This is a genomic window from Undibacterium sp. JH2W (genome assembly GCF_049340425.1).
Classification (GTDB): domain Bacteria; phylum Pseudomonadota; class Gammaproteobacteria; order Burkholderiales; family Burkholderiaceae_D; genus Undibacterium.
The window spans coordinates 281474-297144 of sequence record NZ_JBMPOT010000008.1 but is presented as its reverse complement, the minus strand read 5'-3'; the positions used below and the strand labels follow the sequence as shown (position 1 = coordinate 297144).

Sequence of the window (15671 nt, the reverse complement as noted above, 5' to 3'; positions counted from 1 at the left end):
GATTTAAAAACTATTTATGGCAAGAAAAAAATACCATGAAGAGCCAGAAAACCATGAGCGATGGCTGGTTTCTTATGCGGATTTTATTACCTTGTTGTTTGCCTTCTTTGTTGTCATGTATGCCATTTCCTCTCTGAACGAGGGCAAATACCGGGTTTTGTCGAATTCGCTGACCGGGGCTTTTGGCAAGGTCATGACTATCAATCCCAAACCAGTGGATGCGCCAAACGAGCAAGTGATCAAACTTGATCCCCTGCCTTTAGTAAAGAATCGCAGCAGCGAGGGTTTGCGCAAGGAGCGTGCGCAAATGACCACCATGGCCAAGGATATTTTGACTGTACTGGAACCGCTGGTCAGAGAAGGTAAGGTCAGGGTGACCCAAACCAGTCGCGGTATCACCATAGAAATCAATGCCAGCCTCTTGTTTGCTCCGGGGGACGCGCGCTTGAATATTGATTCCATACAGGCACTGAAAGCGATTGCCGGTGTACTCAAAATTGATACTCATGCCATACAGGTAGAAGGACATACTGATAATCTGCCTATCAATAACCCGATCTTTCCTTCAAACTGGGAATTATCTGCGGTCCGTGCCAGCACCGTGGCGCGCCTGCTGACCGAGAATGGCGTGGATGAAAACCGGGTAACTGCTGTGGGGCAGGGGGCGAAATTGCCTGTAAGTGAAAATGATACGCCTGAGGGACGAGCCAGAAACCGGCGCGTGTCGGTGACTATATTGGCGGTATTGCCTGAGCCCGTAGTGGAAGTGCCTATTGTGCCTTCTGCTGCGGCTACATCCTTAGCTGCGCCAGCTACCCGGCCTGTAGCGACGCCTGCGCCCGATATCTCACCAGATCCCTAGCGAGATAAGAGAAGAGAAATTGGGTGAGTTGGGGAATTAAATTGACAGTCTTAACGAGACTTAGGTGGCAATATAACCCTTGCCTGGTGTACTTTTGACTGTGGATTGGCCATTCGGGCCATACATGGAGCCCGCCTGGTTGGTATTTTGCTGCAACAAGTTCAAAGTTGCCTGGTTCAAGGACAATCTGCGATTGATCAATAAGCCGTTAGCCCGGTTATCTTCTTTGGCTTGCGCGGTCAGTTGCAACAGCGTATCCCAATGCTGGGCGCTATTTTGCATGGCTGTCGCTTGCAAATAGGCTTGCATGCCGTCGATATCGGTTTTGTATCCTAATTCTTGCAAATATGCATTACGCTTTTTTTCAAGTTCCGTCATCTGGACTACAAGTTGCCCCTTGCTCTGGGTAAAGTCATTGAGCTGAATCACATCGCTTTCTATCAATGCGGTTTGCTCTTTTTTGAGCAATTCGGCAAGAGAAGACATAATGCTGACTTCTTCTTGAAGGCATAGTTCTATGGCAGTGTGTCCGGAACTTCTTGTGTTCATGTTAGCGTTTTCTGGCGTTGAGCAAATCTTTAACTGTTTCCAGAAGCCCATCAGCGACTTTTTCCGAGTTCACTTGAAAGCGTCCTTCAGAAATGGCCAGCTTGATTGCTTCCACTTTCTTCGTCTCAAACACGGCACTGCCAGCCTGCGTATTCTGCAGTGCCTGCAATTGTGTGGACAGTGTCGAAATTTGTACTTTCGACGAATTCGCAGCGGGCACCGCATTTTCCGCGGGTTTTTCCGTGCGAGCCTGTTGCGGGCTGACTGGTAGCCCCGCGGTCTTATTCAATGCGTCATCAATTTTCACAGCGATACCCTCTAGTGTGGGACTTACAAACATCTACATCCAGTTTATCGGCCGTGTAATTTTAAACTTTAACCTTACTGTAAAAAAATATTGCATCTATTTAATTCTGTCAGATTAAAAACTTGCTATTAGTAAACTATTTCTATGATGCCACCATTTTTTGCGATACCACTGATGGTCTGTCCCGAATTGGTTTTTGCCTTGGCAATTTGACCATCTGCTGCATTATTGAGCGCTATCGCATCTGTTGCCACCTGAAACCCTGGGCCCGAGCTGATGACCCGCACGGACTGGCCTTGTTGTATCACGGCGGGGCTTTTCAAGGCATCCATGCGCATGACGCCGCCAGACGGGATGGAAACCTGCATGCTCTTGCCTATGGCCTGTTCTGGTGCCGTGATGACACCCGGAGGCAATTTTGAAATATCGCCCTTGATCTTGCTCAAGTCGGCCAGGCTGATAATTTGTCCTTGTACTAATGCATTTGCAGCAACGTAATAATTGGCCGTGACCTGTACATTTGCTTGCAAATAGATGAGCCAGGGTACAGGTGCTGTGCAGCGTATCGCCAGGGTGACCTTACCCCACGGTTTGCTTCCCGGCAACATATTGGGGCTGGGATTGTCGCAAGCCTGTAAATTGAGTCGCTTATCAACTTCACCCACAGTGACTTGGATCTCGCCGTTTTGACCTGATGCCTGTGTGGTTAAAAAATCCAGTGCTATCTGGCGTAACTGACCTGGATCCTGGGCTGTACCTGTGACGGCAGCCAGGCCGGGGACTGTCGCACCAATCAGGCACAGGGCAATCAGTAACTTGCTGAGTTTTCTAGCGGCTTTCATCATGTTTCCTGATGGGTTTGTACTTCACTCCATTCTAGGATTTGCCAGCTTTTTTGAATGCGCGAATAAGCGGGTTTTTCCCTTTCTGCTTGCATGATCAAACTTGCGTTCCGGCGAATATGATGCAAGGTATAGAAAACCCTTGCGTGCCATGTGGGCGAAAAGCCAGTGGCAGAGGAGATAAAGATGGTTGGCAAATTAGATGAATTTTTCCGGTTTCATGAGGCTGCATTGTCCGTTCGCGGGCAGCGCCAGCAATTGCTGGCATCGAATATCGCCAATGCAGATACGCCTAATTACAAGGCCAAGGATATCGATTTTTCCAGTGCCCTTAGCAATGCTCTCGGGCAAAACCTGAATCAGTCGCCTACAGCCTTGAATAAAACAGCCAGCCAACATATGGATACGCCGGGTACGGTGGCAGGTGTGGCCGCACAATACCGGCCGACAGTGCAGGGTAGTGTCGATGGCAATACCGTGGATATGGATGTGGAACGTAATCAGTTTACTGACAATGCCTTGCGTTATGAGGCCAGCCTGACCTTAATAAATATGCAAATCAAGGGCATGTTGGCAGCGATACAGGGATAAAGACCGGGATAATTATCATGTCACTTTTTAATGTCTTCAATGTTGCCGGTTCGGCCATGAGTGCGCAATCGCAGCGCCTGAATGTAGTGACCAGCAATCTGGCCAATGCCGATAGTGTCACTAGTTCAGACGGCACCCCCTATAAGGCCAAGCAAGTGGTTTTCAGTGCAGTGCCCGTCGCTGGAACTGCCGCCACTGCGGTCAAGGTAAATGAGGTTGTAGAAGATAGCACACCACCTAAACTGATGTATGACCCCAAGCACCCTATGGCGGACGACAAGGGTTATGTTGCCATGCCAAATGTAAATGTGGTGGAGGAAATGGTGAATATGATTTCAGCATCGCGCTCTTATCAAAACAATGTGGAAGTCATGAATGCAGCGAAAACCATGCTGCTGAAAACTTTGACTTTAGGGCAATAAAATTTTCTAGAAGGAAAAGATGATGGCAACCAGCACTGTACAAAGTAGTACCGTCGATCCAGCCTTGCTGGCGACCATGAATGGAAGTAAAACTGCGGCATCCTCGACAGCGGATGCACAAAATCGTTTTATGACCTTGCTGGTAACCCAGCTCAAGAATCAGGATCCCTTGAACCCTATGGATAACGCCCAGGTGACCAGCCAGATGGCGCAGTTGTCGACAGTGTCGGGTATAGACAAGCTCAATGCTACGGTGACTGCCTTGAATGCCAGCTTCCAGACCGGACAAAACTTGCAAGCTGCAAGCATGATAGGGCACGGCGTTATTGCACCTGGTAGTACCATGACCGTGACGGATGGCAAGGGCATTTATGGCGTGGAATTGCCGCAGGCTGCCAGCAAAGTGGATGTGGTCATCCGTGACAGTAATAATCTGGTCGTTAGAAAAATCAGTGCTGGCGCCTTGCCACAAGGTGTGAATACCCTGACCTGGGATGGCAAGACTGACGCTGGCGCGACGGCCGCCAATGGCGTCTACAAAGTGGAGATCGCGGCGGCTTCTGGCGATAAAAAACTGGATGCAACCAGTCTGGCATTTGGTGTGGTGTCAAGCATCACCTCAGGTTCTCAGGGCCTCAAGCTTAGCCTGGCGAATGTGGGAGATGTCAGCATGAGTGATGTCAGACAAATTTATTGATCCTTGGAGTAATCCTGTATCAAATCCTGTAGTAATCAGCACGAATGAACTATATAAAGTAAGGGAGAAATATCATGGGTTTTCAACAAGGATTGAGTGGACTGAACGCTGCTTCCAAGTCGCTGGATGTTATCGGTAACAATATCTCCAATGCCAGCACTGTGGGTTACAAACAAGGACAGACTCAGTTTGCTGACGTCTACGCTAATTCACTGAATGGTTCTTCCGCTGGTACAGTGGGTATCGGTACCAAGGTTGCCGCTGTGGTGCAGCAATTCACTCAGGGTAATATTTCGACGACGAACAATCCTCTTGATATCGCCATCAATGGCGGCGGCTTCTTTCGCATGTCGACCAATGGAGCTGTAACCTACACTCGCAACGGTCAGTTTCAGTTGGACAAGCAGGGCAATATAGTCAATGCGCAGGGGGCGCAACTGACAGGTTATGTAGCAAATTCGGCAGGGGTGTTGTCCACAGGCGCGGCTTCCACTATCAACATCAATACTTCTGATATCGCGCCGGCCCAGACTACATTAATCAATGCGGTGATGAATCTGGATTCGCGCAAACTGGTTCCAGGTACGCAAATACCGGTCGCCATTCCACCCGTCATTACGCCGACTGTTTTTAGTGCGACTGATCCTACGACCTACAATAGCTCTACATCGATTGCCGTGTTTGATAGCTTGGGTAATTCACACGTGATTCAGTCTTTCTTTGTGAAGGTGGATAATTTGAATCCCGCTACGCCACCTACTGCACCAGCCACCATAGAGTGGGATGTATTTGCCACGGTGGATGGTACCTTGATTGTCGGTGGTGGTGCTACTGCCAATTCCATAGGCCGTATTGGTTTTGATAATCTGGGTAAGCTGACAGTAGCAACGCCACCATTTTCAGCTACCGATCCTAAAGCAATGAAGTTGACGGTGCCTGTCAATACTGGTGCGGTGACACCAATTAATACTGCGGTCGACATCAAGTACGATTTCAATGGTACCACCCAATTTGGTTCTGACTTCAGTGTCAGTAAAAACACTCAAGATGGTTATGCTTCCGGCAAGCTGTCCAAATTTAATACAGCCAAAGATGGCACCATAGTAGGTAGCTATACCAATGGCAAGACAGCAGTATTGGCACAAGTGGTATTGGCCAATTTTACCAATCCGAATGGCTTGCAATCGACAGGTGATAATCAGTGGATAGAAACGGCTTCTTCCGGCAATGCACTGATAGGCCCGCCAAATTCTGGCAGCCTGGGTACGTTGACCGCATCTGCGACTGAAGATTCGAATACTGATTTGACAGGTGAACTGGTGAACATGATTACAGCCCAACGTGTCTACCAGGCCAATGCGCAAACCATTAAAACCCAGGATCAGGTATTACAGACACTGGTCAACCTGCGTTAATGATTGTGGTTTTCTGCATTGACATGTGTTGTAGACCTCAGGCAAACAGGAGTAGCTCATGGATAGATTAGTGTATACGGCGATGACAGGTGCCAAGCACATCCTTGAGCAGCAGGCTACTGTGTCGCACAATCTGGCGAATGTCTCTACTACGGGTTTCCGGGCGCAACTGGATTCTTTTCGGGCCGTGCCAGTCAAGGGCGATGGCCTGCCCACCCGGACTTTCGTGGTCGATGCCACGGTGGGTACGGATTTCTCGACAGGCAGCTTGCAGATTACTGGCCGTGAACTGGATGTGGCCGTGCAGGGTAAGGGCTGGCTGGTCGTGGAAAAAGCCGATGGTTCCGAGGCCCTTACCCGGCACGGTAGTTTGAAGGTCAGTGAAAACGGTATTCTGCAAACCCAAAATGGCTTGAACCTGGTGGGTGATGGCGGCCCCATCACTGTGCCGCCAGACGTTGCCATCGCCATTGCCAAGGATGGCACAGTCTCGGCTGTTCCCAGTGGTACCAAGCCCAATGCCGTACAAGTCATAGGCAGATTGAAACTTGTCAATCCGCCGGAAGAGAATCTGGTGCGTGGTGACGATGGTTTGTTTAAAACCAAGGATGGTGTGGCTGCAGATGCTGATCCTCTTGTCACTGTTGCAGGGGGCATGCTGGAAAACAGCAATGTGAATGTGGTTGATTCCATGGTGAATATGATCAATCTGGCGCGCAGCTTTGAAATGCAAATGAAGCTATTGCAGAACGCCGAGAATAACGCCACTAAAGCCAGTCAGATCCTGACTTTGAGTTGAGTGCATATGTAGCACAATAGCCTTGTATGAGGCTTTGCAGGCAAATTAAGCAAGGCAAAACACAACAAGGCAAAAAAAGGGGGAAGCGATGATACGTTCACTATGGATAGCCAAAACTGGCCTGGATGCGCAACAGACGCAGATGGACGTGGTGAGCAATAACCTGGCCAACGTCAGCACCAATGGTTTCAAGCGCTCACGTGCAGTGTTTGAAGATTTGTTGTATCAAAATATACGCCAGCCTGGCGCGCAAAGTTCACAACAAACCCAACTGCCTTCTGGCTTGCAACTGGGTACTGGTGTTCGCCCGGTAGCAACAGAAAAACTGTTCACGCAAGGTAATTTGCAACAGACCGGCAATAGCAAGGATGTTGCGATTTCAGGAGCGGGTTTTTTTCAAGTGCTGATGCCTGATGGAACAACAGGCTATACCAGGGATGGTTCATTCCAGACGGATAGTCAGGGGCAGTTAGTGACTTCCAGCGGCTTCGTCATCCAGCCAGCGATTACCATTCCTGCCAATGCACAATCGATTACCGTAGGAAGAGATGGCACAGTGTCTGTAACACAGCCAGGCTCGGTTGCTCCTGTACAGGTAGGTTCCCTGCAGCTTGCTACGTTTATTAACCCGGCCGGTTTGATGGCACTTGGTGAAAACTTGTATGTGGAAACAGCTGCCTCTGGCAATCCTGGCACCAATACGCCGGGTACGAATGGTGCGGGTTTGCTGGTGCAAAGTTTTGTCGAAACTTCCAATGTGAATGTGGCTGAAGAACTGGTCAACATGATACAGACCCAGCGCGCCTATGAAATCAATAGCAAAGCGATTACGACTTCTGACCAGATGTTGCAACGCCTGTCTCAATTGTAAGTATGGATTGCTGACTGAACCGGCTGAAGAGTTGATCATGAAATATACAAAATTATTCTTATTGCTTCCACTGCTGGTCTTGACTGCATGCGCGGTGACGCCACCACCTATCGTGCACCAGCCTACCTCTATTACTGCGCAATCGGCCAAGCCGCAAAGACAGGCAAACGGGGCAATTTTCCAGCAAGCGACTTACCGTCCATTATATGAGGATGCGAAGGCACGCATGGTCGGTGATGTCTTGACGATTACCATCGCTGAAAAAACTTCTGCTGGTAAAGCTGCCGCCGCTTCGGGCAGCAAGACTGGGGCCGCCTCTTTTGCTGCACCAACCGTATTTGGTATTCCAGCCACGACAACGGCACAGGCCGCTCTGTCTGCTTCTTCATCCACCAAGTTTGATGAAAAAGGGGCAGAAACTGCCAGCAATAGCTTTACCGGCACAATTGCCGTGACGGTGATTGATGTACTGCCTAACGGGAATCTGCTGGTCAGTGGGGAGAAACAACTGGCTTTTGATAAAGGGGCGGAGTTTGTGCGCTTTTCTGGCGTAATCAATCCGACCACGATTGCTTCTGGCAATGTCGTTGCTTCTACCCAGGTGGCCGATGCCCGCTTTGAATACCGCTCCACATCGCGTCTCGACAAGGCAGAAATGAATTCCATGTTGACCCGGTTTTTTCTTAGTTTCCTTCCTTTATAGCGAATGCTCAGGATAGTTTTATGAACGTACTTTCCATCTCCAGATTGATCAAGGCTGTTTTTTTTGCCTCAGCCTTTATGGCTGCCTTGATCGCGACGGAAAGCCGTGCCGAGCGTATCAAGGATCTGGCAGGCATACAGGGCGTGCGACAAAACCAGTTGCTGGGTTATGGTCTGGTGGTGGGCCTGGATGGTAGTGGTGACCAGACCACGCAAACACCATTTACGGTGCAAAGTATTATCAGTATGTTGCAGCAACTGGGTGTGGCTATTCCTGTTGGCACCAGCCTGCAATTAAAGAACGTGGCAGCCGTGATGGTCACTGCTTCTTTGCCACCCTTTGCACAGCCAGGGCAAACTTTGGATATCACGGTATCGTCCATGGGCAATGCCAAGAGTTTGCGTGGTGGCACTTTGCTGATGACACCTTTGAAAGGTGCAGACAACCAGATTTATGCGATGGCGCAGGGAAATGTGCTGGTTGGTGGAGTTGGTGCTTCAGCCAATGGTAGCAAGGCGCAAGTCAATCATTTAAGCGTAGGTAAAATTTCTTCTGGCGCTACAGTGGAAAGAGCCGTGCCAAACTCGGTTGCGCAGGGTAGCACCATACAACTGGAATTGAATACCTCCGATTTTTCAACCGCAAGCCGCGTTGTCGATGCAATCAACCGTCGTTTTGGTCCAGATACCGCCGCTGCCATGGACGGACGTGTCATCCAGGTGAAAGCGCCGCTCGTGACAGATCAGCGTGTGGCATTTTTGGGTAATTTGGAAAACATAGACGTGACGCCCGCACAAATGGCCGCCAAGGTGATCTTGAACGCCAGGACTGGCTCTATCGTCATGAACCAGGCTGTGACCCTGGAAACCTGTGCCGTGGCACACGGCAACCTGTCGGTGGTGATTAATACGGACAATACCGTCAGCCAGCCAAATGCCCTGGCGGCTGGGCAGACTGCCGCCAATGCCAATTCCACGGTCACTATTACCAAGGATGCGGGACAGTTAGTGATGCTGAAGGCCGGCGTATCCCTGGCTGAAGTAGTGAAAGCACTCAACGCCATAGGGGCGACGCCGCAAGACTTGCTGGCCATACTGCAGGCGATCAAGGCATCTGGCGCCTTGCGTGCAGACCTGGAAATTATCTAAGGAATCGTGATGATAGGGCGCACCGATTTCACTGATAAAACGGCCTTCGACAGCAAAGGCCTTGATGAGCTGAAACAGTCGGCCAGAAATAATTCGCCAGATGCAATCAAGGGTGCTGCCCAGCAGTTTGAAGCCTTGTTCATGAACATGATGCTGAAATCCATGCGCCAGGCCGGTGGCCAGGATGGGCCTTTCGATAGCGAGCAAAGCCGCATGTACACCTCCATGCTGGACCAGCAATTATCCCAGACCATGGCCAAGAAGGGCGTGGGTCTGGCAGACGTGCTGGTCAGGCAACTTTCCAATAATGCCATGAACCAGGCATTGGAAACGGATACTGGCTCTGGTAATAATGCCAATAGTTCGGCTAGCATGCGCGGTATCAATACTTATCTGGATAACCTGAAGTTTGAGCAAATGCCAGCCAATGCACCTAAAACGGCATACACTGGTCCCAATCATGTTCGTGAATTTCAGGAAAAACTGGCTGCTCACGCTGAGCAGGCAAGTCAGGAAACTGGTATCCCCGCTAAATTCATGCTCGGTCAGGCGGCGCTGGAAAGTGGCTGGGGTCGTCGTGAAATCAAGACTGCGGATGGTTCAAGCAGCCATAATATCTTTGGCATGAAGGCGACCAAGGGCTGGAAAGGCAAGACAGTCGATGCCGTCACTACGGAGTATGTGAATGGCGTGGCCCAGCGCAAAGTGGAAAAATTCAAGTCTTATGATACTTATGCAGATGCTTTCAAGGATTATGCAAAATTGATCACCAAAAATCCTCGCTATGAAAATGTGCTTGCCAATGCTAAAGATGCAACAAGTTTTGCGCAAGGTTTGCAAAAAGCAGGTTATGCAACTGATCCCGAGTATGCCAATAAGCTAACAAAGATCATCAAAAATTCACTTTCAACATAATTTCAACATAAGTTGCCCCAATGAAAGTGCAATCAGATTAAAGTTTTGTCGAAACGCACCGAAAACATGATTGATAGCACTGGGTAGCTAACTTAGCAAAAGAGCAGGTTCAATTATGGGTTCAAATATATTTGGTATTGGGCAATCGGCGCTGAATGCAGCGCAGTTGGGTATTGCTACCACGGGCCATAATATTGCTAATGCATCGACTCCCGGCTATAACAGACAGGTGATTTTGCAGGCTGCCAATGAGCCACAAAATCTTGGCGGCTCTTTCATAGGGCAAGGGGTGTCGGTTACCACGATACAAAGACAGTACAATGCTTTTTTAGGCGGGCAAGTCAATGCATCGCAATCTGCTAAAAATCAGGCAGATGTGTACTACAACCAAATCAGCCAGATCAATAATCTGGTGGCGGACCCGACATCGGGCGTGACGCCTGCCTTGCAGGATTTTTTCAAAGCTTTCCAAAATCTGGCTGCCAGCCCTAATGGTACTGCCGGTGCTGCCGCGCGCCAGGCAGCATTGTCGTCGGCTCAGTCGCTGGCGGGGCGCGTCAATGGATTGCAAACCCGTCTTGATCAAATTTCCGCTGACGTGAATGGTCAGATAGGCACAGTGGTCGGCTCAATCAATAGCTATGCCACTGAGTTGGCTAATTTAAATGACGTTATTGAGAAGGCACAAGGCTCATCAAGTAGTGGCCCTAATGATTTGCTGGATCAGCGTGATCAACTTGTGACTGAGTTAAGCAAGTTGACCAAGGTCAGCGTGGTGCCGCAAGGTGCCAAATACAATGTATTCATTGGTAATGGCCAGCCTTTGGTGCTGGGCAGCATTGTCAATCAATTGCAAGTCAGCCAATCGCGGACTGATCCTACCCGGACTGAGGTTTCTTATGTGACCAATGGTGGTTCGGTCTTGCTGCCTGAAAATAGTTTCGCCGGTGGTCAGTTGGGCGGTTTGTTTGATTTCAGGGCCAATACCCTGGATGTGGCGCAAAACGGTATAGGCAGGATAGCCATAGGCTTGGCAACGCAGTTCAATGACCAGCAAAAACTGGGGCTGGATTTGAATGGACAGGTTGGCGGCAATTTCTTTAATATTGCTGGCCCCGTCTCCACCCCAAGCTCGCTGAACACTTCCACTGCGGCGATTAATGCCAGCATTACTGATACTACGGCTCTCACCACGAGCGACTATCGCTTGCAATTCATAGGTGGTAATTACAAGATCACCCGTTTGTCTGATGGTGTGTCGCAGACAACGGCAAGCCTGCCATTAAAATTTGACGGGATTAATTTTCAATTGGCACCACCACCTGCTGCAGCTGCGCCTGCTGCTGGGGATGAATTTTTAATCAGGCCAACGGCCGCTGGCGGCTCCAGTTTATCTGTGGCGATTCAAGACCCGGCAAAACTTGCCGCTGCAGGGCCTTTGACTACCTCCTTCCCGACCACCAATACAGGTAGTGGCAAGATCAGTGTAGGTGTAGCGAATTCGCAAGTATCGACTGCCAGTAATTCTGCTACGGCAACCATAGGTGCTGCCACTGCGGATGATTCCTTCCTGGGAACGACTTTGGCGGCGCCGGTCAATCTGACATTTGCTTCGCCAGCCAATACCATTTCCGGTTTCCCTGCTGGCGCGACTGTTTCAGTCAAAGTAGGGGCGGTGACGACTAATTATCCTCCACCAGCGACAGTACCTTATACCAGCGGAGCCACCATCAGTTTTAGCGGCATCAGTTTTGCTATTGCCAATAGCCCGGCAGCGCCAGCTAATGGCGATACATTTACTTTGTCGGCTGCTTTGCCGGTGGCTGCGACCAAACTGACTTATAACTCTGCCGGCAACACTTTGACTGGTTTTCCGGCTACCGCCAATGTGACGGTGACCAACGGCAATACCTCGACCAGTTACCCGGCAGGTTCGGCAATACCTTATACCGCTGGCTCCACCATCAGCTATAACGGCATCAGCTTTTCCGTATCTGGTAGCCCTGCCAATGGCGATGTGTTTAATATAGGCCCGAATACCAATGGTTCTGGTGATAATCGCAATGCAGTCATTTTGAGCAGTCTGCAAACGCAAAACACCATAGGTGGCAAAACTACGACTTTCCAGGGCGGTTATGCCCAGTTCGTCAGCCTGGTTGGTAACAAGGCCCATGAAGTGCAAATTACCAGCGACTCAGAAACAAAATTATTAGCACAAAATGTCGCGGCTCAACAATCAGAGTCCGGCGTGAATCTGGATGAAGAAGCAGCGAATCTAATGCGCTACCAGCAGGCTTACCAGGCTGCAGGCAAATTGATGCAAATAGCAGGGACATTGTTGGACACCATATTGGCGATAGGTAGATAGAGGTTATTATGCGTATCAGTACTAGCACCATATATGAAACTGCTGGATCCAGGATTAGTGATCTGCAATCCAGTTTGAACAAGACCCAACAGCAAATTGCCGCAGGACGTCGTGTGCTGACCCCGGCTGATGATCCGATTGCCTCGGCGCGGGCCCTGGTGATTTCCCAATCCGACTCCCTCAATACCCAGCTGGCGACAAACCGGCAGGCGGCCAAGAATAATTTGAGTGCTTCAGAAAGTGTATTGGGGAATGTGACTGATACCTTGCACTCCATTAAAGCCCTGATTGTTGAAGCGGGCAACGGTACTTATTCTGATACCGAGCGTGGCTTTATTGCCCAGCAATTGCAAGGCAATCTGGATCAATTTTTTGGTCAGGCCAACTCTACCGATGGTACAGGCAATTATCTGTTTTCAGGTTTTAATACGACAACTGCGCCCTATACCAAAAAAGCCGGTGGTGCTACTTACAATGGAGATCTGGGGCAAAGATTTATCCAGGCGGATACTTCCAGACAAATACCACTGAGCGGGCCTGGTACTGAAATTTTTGAAAATATCCGTACCTCGCCTGGACAATTCAATGTCCAGCCTAATCCCTCCAATTCTGGGAAGGCAGTGGCCGCTGCCAGTATCAATGTGCCTACTTCTGCAAATTTGACGGGTAATAACTATGAAGTCGCCTTTGATAATCTGGGTACTTCGTTTACCGTCACCAATAAGACTACTGGTACTGTGGTAGTACCGCTGACACCCTATGTGAGTGGCGCAACGATTACCTTTGACGGCATAGACTTGAGTGTCACTGATGCTGCTGCACCCCCTTCGGCTGTGCCTGCTCCCGGCGATAAATTTTCAGTGCAACCTGGCAATCAAAACATCTTTGAAACAGTAACAGACATCATCAATGCCTTGAATACCCCTGCCGGTAACGGCGCTGCCAAGAAGGACCTGACGGCGGCACTTGCCCAGGGCAATAGTAATGTCGACAAGTCACTCAATAATGTCTTGACCGTACGTGCGCAACTTGGAACCAGTCTCAAGGAAATTGACGATCTTGATAGCGAAGGCGACGCCAAGGGTGTGGCCTTCAAGCAGGATTTGTCTTCATTGCTTGATCTGGATTATGCCCAGGCGATTACTCAACTCAATCAACAGCAAGTGACTTTGCAGGCTGCCCAGCAGTCCTTTGTGAAAACATCGAACTTGTCATTGTTTGACTATATTCGCTGACGGAACGATGGCAAGCTAGATTTTGATCGTTTGACCACATAAAAAAAGCAGCCTCGGCTGCTTTTTTGTTTGTGCAGGCAAAATGCTTACACTTTTTCCATATCTTCTGCATCCAGGGCAATCACATGGGTTTGCATGATGCCACGCTCATCATGCCATTCACGTACAACACAAGGCTGGCCTTCTTCATCCATGGCGATGACTTTGAAAAACTGACCTATCATCGATTCTATGAGTATGCGTTCATCCTCAGGGAAGCTTTTGATAAATCGCTTGTCGAGATTGACTATGCGAACAATGTCGCCGACGGTGACAGGCTGGTTTTTGCAATCGACAACGGCTTGAGGTGCTGACATGGCGGCTTTCGGGTAAATAATATGCAGATATTGTACTTGCTCTAGCGCATTTGCAGACACTTCATCGATATTTCACCAGATATTTGCTAGACATTCAGCGGGTATTCTCACACAGGTTTCATGCCGCCGCTACCTGCAGGCTGATTCGCCCTATGCTTACGGCTGCATTTGCAGTCAGTGGCTCGCGTGGTAATAAGCTGATATGCATAGCTTGCTCACTCCAGTCACTGCGGCTACGCAAGCCCTTGAGCAATCCCGCGACGTCAAGGATGATATTCATGCCTGAGCCATCGTGTTCCAGTCCAGGTGTTGAACTTGATTCCAGTCCATAAAACCCCAGAGTGCCAGCAAAATGCAGACTTTCAAGTTGTGCGTCCATGCTGGCATGATCTGACTGCTTCAGCATGGCTTGGGCGGCAGGTGGCAAGTTCAGATATACGTCGTAAGCTGGCGGCGCACCATGACCGGTGATGTGCTCAAAGCACAAATAGGCATGACGCAATATTGGGCTGGTTTGGCTGCCGACCAGGCTCGGCAGGGTAATCTTATTCAAGGCAAGTAAGCTTCTGGCTTGGGATAAATCCAAATTCACGTCAAGCAAGTCTGATCCTAGCACTTGTATTTCATTATTGGCGGCAATAATGCTGGGACTGCTCATGACAGGTTGACCTTAAGTTTTGAATATATTCAGTAACAAAAATGCCAGTGCCATGCTGGCCCAGGCATGAGCGAGTGCGCGGCTCCTGTAATTCAGGAAATAGCGTTCGTAAGTCAGCAATGATGCTACCAGCATCATGAGCAATATGCCATGTTGAGCCAGCATCAACGCCAGCATGGGCGCCCAGCAGGTACGCAAGCAAAAATTGGCACTCAATATGCCAAAGCGCATACTATCTACTCCAGCGCCCCAGGCTTGTATGCGCATGGGGATGGTACGACTACAACTCAGCTGCGCAGCACGTTTCATGGGCGAATATACCCAGGCAGCAGCCAAGGCAAATCCCAGGGTGGGCAGGGCGCTGCGCCATTTTGCTCGCCAGGCCACTTGATCAGCCAAATTACTGAGGGAAGTGAAGGCACTGCTAGACAGTACATAAACCAGCAATCCAGTAAGTAGCCATTGCAATATATAAGCCAGCAAGAACCAGTGGATGGCAGCGTTACGCATGCGACTGGGCATGCGTGAGGCAACATGCTGGACTTGCTCACTCAAGAGCGGGAGCATCATGGCGGCTATCATCAGGCCCCAACTGATGCCCATATTGAAAAATTGCTCGCCAAACAGTTGTGGTGTACTACTGCATATATCCGGCATGCGGTATTGCGCCAATATTCTGCGGACGAGAATAGTCCAAGCCAGGCCACTCCACAGCCATAACCAGGTTTGCGGATAGCGCGCCAGCCAATTTTGCCAAAATTCCGGCTTGAGTAAATGGCCCGTCATTTGCGGCAGGCTTAACTGCCCGTTGGAGCGCAAATGAGCTAACAACTGTGATGGGCGCGGCGGCGTCCATAGCGGCTTCCATGCCAGGCAAATATCGCTGAGCAATTTGTTAAGCATGTCGCCTATTCCATAAACGCTGCCCCTTCA

Annotated in this window: 18 protein-coding genes; 12 read left to right on the top strand and 6 right to left on the bottom strand. The window is 49.7% G+C overall.

Going from position 1 to position 15671, the window contains the following annotated elements; all coding sequences use genetic code 11:
* Nucleotides 1-16: 16 nt before the first annotated feature.
* Nucleotides 17-862, top strand: coding sequence for a flagellar motor protein MotD (motD, locus tag ACO0LC_RS14320; protein ID WP_423004154.1), 846 nt, complete (start codon nt 17-19; stop codon nt 860-862).
* Between the two features lie 60 nt (nt 863-922).
* Here the strand turns inward: motD and ACO0LC_RS14315 are convergent, their stop codons facing one another.
* From ACO0LC_RS14315 to flgA, 3 genes are all read right to left on the bottom strand, one after another.
* Nucleotides 923-1411, bottom strand: a complete 489-nt coding sequence (locus ACO0LC_RS14315) for a flagella synthesis protein FlgN (protein ID WP_423004152.1) — start codon at nt 1409-1411, stop codon at nt 923-925.
* 1 nt (nt 1412) lies between these two features.
* A complete protein-coding gene (gene flgM, locus ACO0LC_RS14310; protein WP_423004150.1) occupies nt 1413-1718 on the bottom strand; it encodes a flagellar biosynthesis anti-sigma factor FlgM in 306 nt (101 codons plus the stop codon).
* A 128-nt stretch (nt 1719-1846) separates the two neighbouring features.
* Entirely contained in the window at nt 1847-2560 is a 714-nt protein-coding gene (flgA, locus tag ACO0LC_RS14305) for a flagellar basal body P-ring formation chaperone FlgA (RefSeq protein WP_423004148.1), read from the bottom strand.
* A 186-nt stretch (nt 2561-2746) separates the two neighbouring features.
* Between flgA and flgB the strand changes: the two genes are divergently transcribed.
* From flgB to flgL, 11 genes are all read left to right on the top strand, one after another.
* Entirely contained in the window at nt 2747-3151 is a 405-nt protein-coding gene (flgB, locus tag ACO0LC_RS14300) for a flagellar basal body rod protein FlgB (protein WP_423004146.1), read from the top strand.
* Nucleotides 3152-3168: 17 nt separating this feature from the next.
* On the top strand, nt 3169-3573 hold the full coding sequence (flgC, locus tag ACO0LC_RS14295) for a flagellar basal body rod protein FlgC (RefSeq protein ID WP_423004144.1): 405 nt from the start codon (nt 3169-3171) through the stop codon (nt 3571-3573).
* A gap of 22 nt (nt 3574-3595) precedes the next feature.
* Nucleotides 3596-4270, top strand: a complete 675-nt coding sequence (locus ACO0LC_RS14290; RefSeq protein ID WP_423004142.1) for a flagellar hook assembly protein FlgD — start codon at nt 3596-3598, stop codon at nt 4268-4270.
* Between the two features lie 74 nt (nt 4271-4344).
* Nucleotides 4345-5685 carry a flagellar hook protein FlgE gene (gene flgE / locus ACO0LC_RS14285; protein WP_423004140.1) on the top strand — a complete coding sequence of 447 codons (1341 nt, stop codon included), beginning with the start codon at nt 4345-4347 and terminating at the stop codon, nt 5683-5685.
* Between the two features lie 58 nt (nt 5686-5743).
* Entirely contained in the window at nt 5744-6484 is a 741-nt protein-coding gene (flgF, locus tag ACO0LC_RS14280; RefSeq protein WP_423004138.1) for a flagellar basal-body rod protein FlgF, read from the top strand.
* An 88-nt stretch (nt 6485-6572) separates the two neighbouring features.
* On the top strand, nt 6573-7355 hold the full coding sequence (gene flgG, locus ACO0LC_RS14275; RefSeq protein ID WP_423004136.1) for a flagellar basal-body rod protein FlgG: 783 nt from the start codon (nt 6573-6575) through the stop codon (nt 7353-7355).
* Nucleotides 7356-7392: 37 nt separating this feature from the next.
* On the top strand, nt 7393-8058 hold the full coding sequence (locus ACO0LC_RS14270) for a flagellar basal body L-ring protein FlgH (RefSeq protein ID WP_423004134.1): 666 nt from the start codon (nt 7393-7395) through the stop codon (nt 8056-8058).
* A 77-nt stretch (nt 8059-8135) separates the two neighbouring features.
* The gene (locus tag ACO0LC_RS14265; protein WP_423004228.1) at nt 8136-9206 is read left to right on the top strand and encodes a flagellar basal body P-ring protein FlgI; all 1071 of its coding nucleotides are present in this window, start codon (nt 8136-8138) and stop codon (nt 9204-9206) included.
* A gap of 9 nt (nt 9207-9215) precedes the next feature.
* Nucleotides 9216-10121 carry a flagellar assembly peptidoglycan hydrolase FlgJ gene (gene flgJ, locus ACO0LC_RS14260; RefSeq protein WP_423004132.1) on the top strand — a complete coding sequence of 302 codons (906 nt, stop codon included), beginning with the start codon at nt 9216-9218 and terminating at the stop codon, nt 10119-10121.
* 115 nt (nt 10122-10236) lie between these two features.
* Nucleotides 10237-12489, top strand: coding sequence for a flagellar hook-associated protein FlgK (flgK, locus tag ACO0LC_RS14255; protein ID WP_423004130.1), 2253 nt, complete (start codon nt 10237-10239; stop codon nt 12487-12489).
* Between the two features lie 8 nt (nt 12490-12497).
* Entirely contained in the window at nt 12498-13724 is a 1227-nt protein-coding gene (gene flgL / locus ACO0LC_RS14250) for a flagellar hook-associated protein FlgL (RefSeq protein ID WP_423004128.1), read from the top strand.
* Nucleotides 13725-13810: 86 nt separating this feature from the next.
* Here flgL and ACO0LC_RS14245 read toward each other — a convergent pair whose 3' ends face one another.
* From ACO0LC_RS14245 to ACO0LC_RS14235, 3 genes are all read right to left on the bottom strand, one after another.
* Complete coding sequence (locus ACO0LC_RS14245) at nt 13811-14080, bottom strand: hypothetical protein (RefSeq protein WP_423004126.1); 270 nt, start codon at nt 14078-14080, stop codon at nt 13811-13813.
* Nucleotides 14081-14198: 118 nt separating this feature from the next.
* The gene (locus tag ACO0LC_RS14240) at nt 14199-14738 is read right to left on the bottom strand and encodes a hypothetical protein (protein WP_423004124.1); all 540 of its coding nucleotides are present in this window, start codon (nt 14736-14738) and stop codon (nt 14199-14201) included.
* A gap of 12 nt (nt 14739-14750) precedes the next feature.
* Nucleotides 14751-15641 carry a DUF2182 domain-containing protein gene (locus tag ACO0LC_RS14235; protein ID WP_423004122.1) on the bottom strand — a complete coding sequence of 297 codons (891 nt, stop codon included), beginning with the start codon at nt 15639-15641 and terminating at the stop codon, nt 14751-14753.
* Between the last annotated feature and the right edge of the window lie 30 nt (nt 15642-15671).

Excerpts from the sequence above, each read along its gene's own strand:
- motD (WP_423004154.1), top strand. The coding sequence starts at position 17 with ATGGCAAGAAAAAAATACCATGAAGAGCCAGAAAACCATGAGCGATGG.
- ACO0LC_RS14315 (WP_423004152.1), bottom strand. The coding sequence starts at position 1,411 with ATGAACACAAGAAGTTCCGGACACACTGCCATAGAACTATGCCTTCAA.
- flgA (WP_423004148.1), bottom strand. The coding sequence starts at position 2,560 with ATGAAAGCCGCTAGAAAACTCAGCAAGTTACTGATTGCCCTGTGCCTG.
- flgB (WP_423004146.1), top strand. The coding sequence starts at position 2,747 with ATGGTTGGCAAATTAGATGAATTTTTCCGGTTTCATGAGGCTGCATTG.
- flgC (WP_423004144.1), top strand. The coding sequence starts at position 3,169 with ATGTCACTTTTTAATGTCTTCAATGTTGCCGGTTCGGCCATGAGTGCG.
- ACO0LC_RS14290 (WP_423004142.1), top strand. The coding sequence starts at position 3,596 with ATGGCAACCAGCACTGTACAAAGTAGTACCGTCGATCCAGCCTTGCTG.
- flgE (WP_423004140.1), top strand. The coding sequence starts at position 4,345 with ATGGGTTTTCAACAAGGATTGAGTGGACTGAACGCTGCTTCCAAGTCG.
- flgF (WP_423004138.1), top strand. The coding sequence starts at position 5,744 with ATGGATAGATTAGTGTATACGGCGATGACAGGTGCCAAGCACATCCTT.
- flgG (WP_423004136.1), top strand. The coding sequence starts at position 6,573 with ATGATACGTTCACTATGGATAGCCAAAACTGGCCTGGATGCGCAACAG.
- ACO0LC_RS14270 (WP_423004134.1), top strand. The coding sequence starts at position 7,393 with ATGAAATATACAAAATTATTCTTATTGCTTCCACTGCTGGTCTTGACT.
- ACO0LC_RS14265 (WP_423004228.1), top strand. The coding sequence starts at position 8,136 with ATGGCTGCCTTGATCGCGACGGAAAGCCGTGCCGAGCGTATCAAGGAT.
- flgJ (WP_423004132.1), top strand. The coding sequence starts at position 9,216 with ATGATAGGGCGCACCGATTTCACTGATAAAACGGCCTTCGACAGCAAA.
- flgK (WP_423004130.1), top strand. The coding sequence starts at position 10,237 with ATGGGTTCAAATATATTTGGTATTGGGCAATCGGCGCTGAATGCAGCG.
- flgL (WP_423004128.1), top strand. The coding sequence starts at position 12,498 with ATGCGTATCAGTACTAGCACCATATATGAAACTGCTGGATCCAGGATT.
- ACO0LC_RS14245 (WP_423004126.1), bottom strand. The coding sequence starts at position 14,080 with ATGTCAGCACCTCAAGCCGTTGTCGATTGCAAAAACCAGCCTGTCACC.
- ACO0LC_RS14240 (WP_423004124.1), bottom strand. The coding sequence starts at position 14,738 with ATGAGCAGTCCCAGCATTATTGCCGCCAATAATGAAATACAAGTGCTA.
- ACO0LC_RS14235 (WP_423004122.1), bottom strand. The coding sequence starts at position 15,641 with ATGCTTAACAAATTGCTCAGCGATATTTGCCTGGCATGGAAGCCGCTA.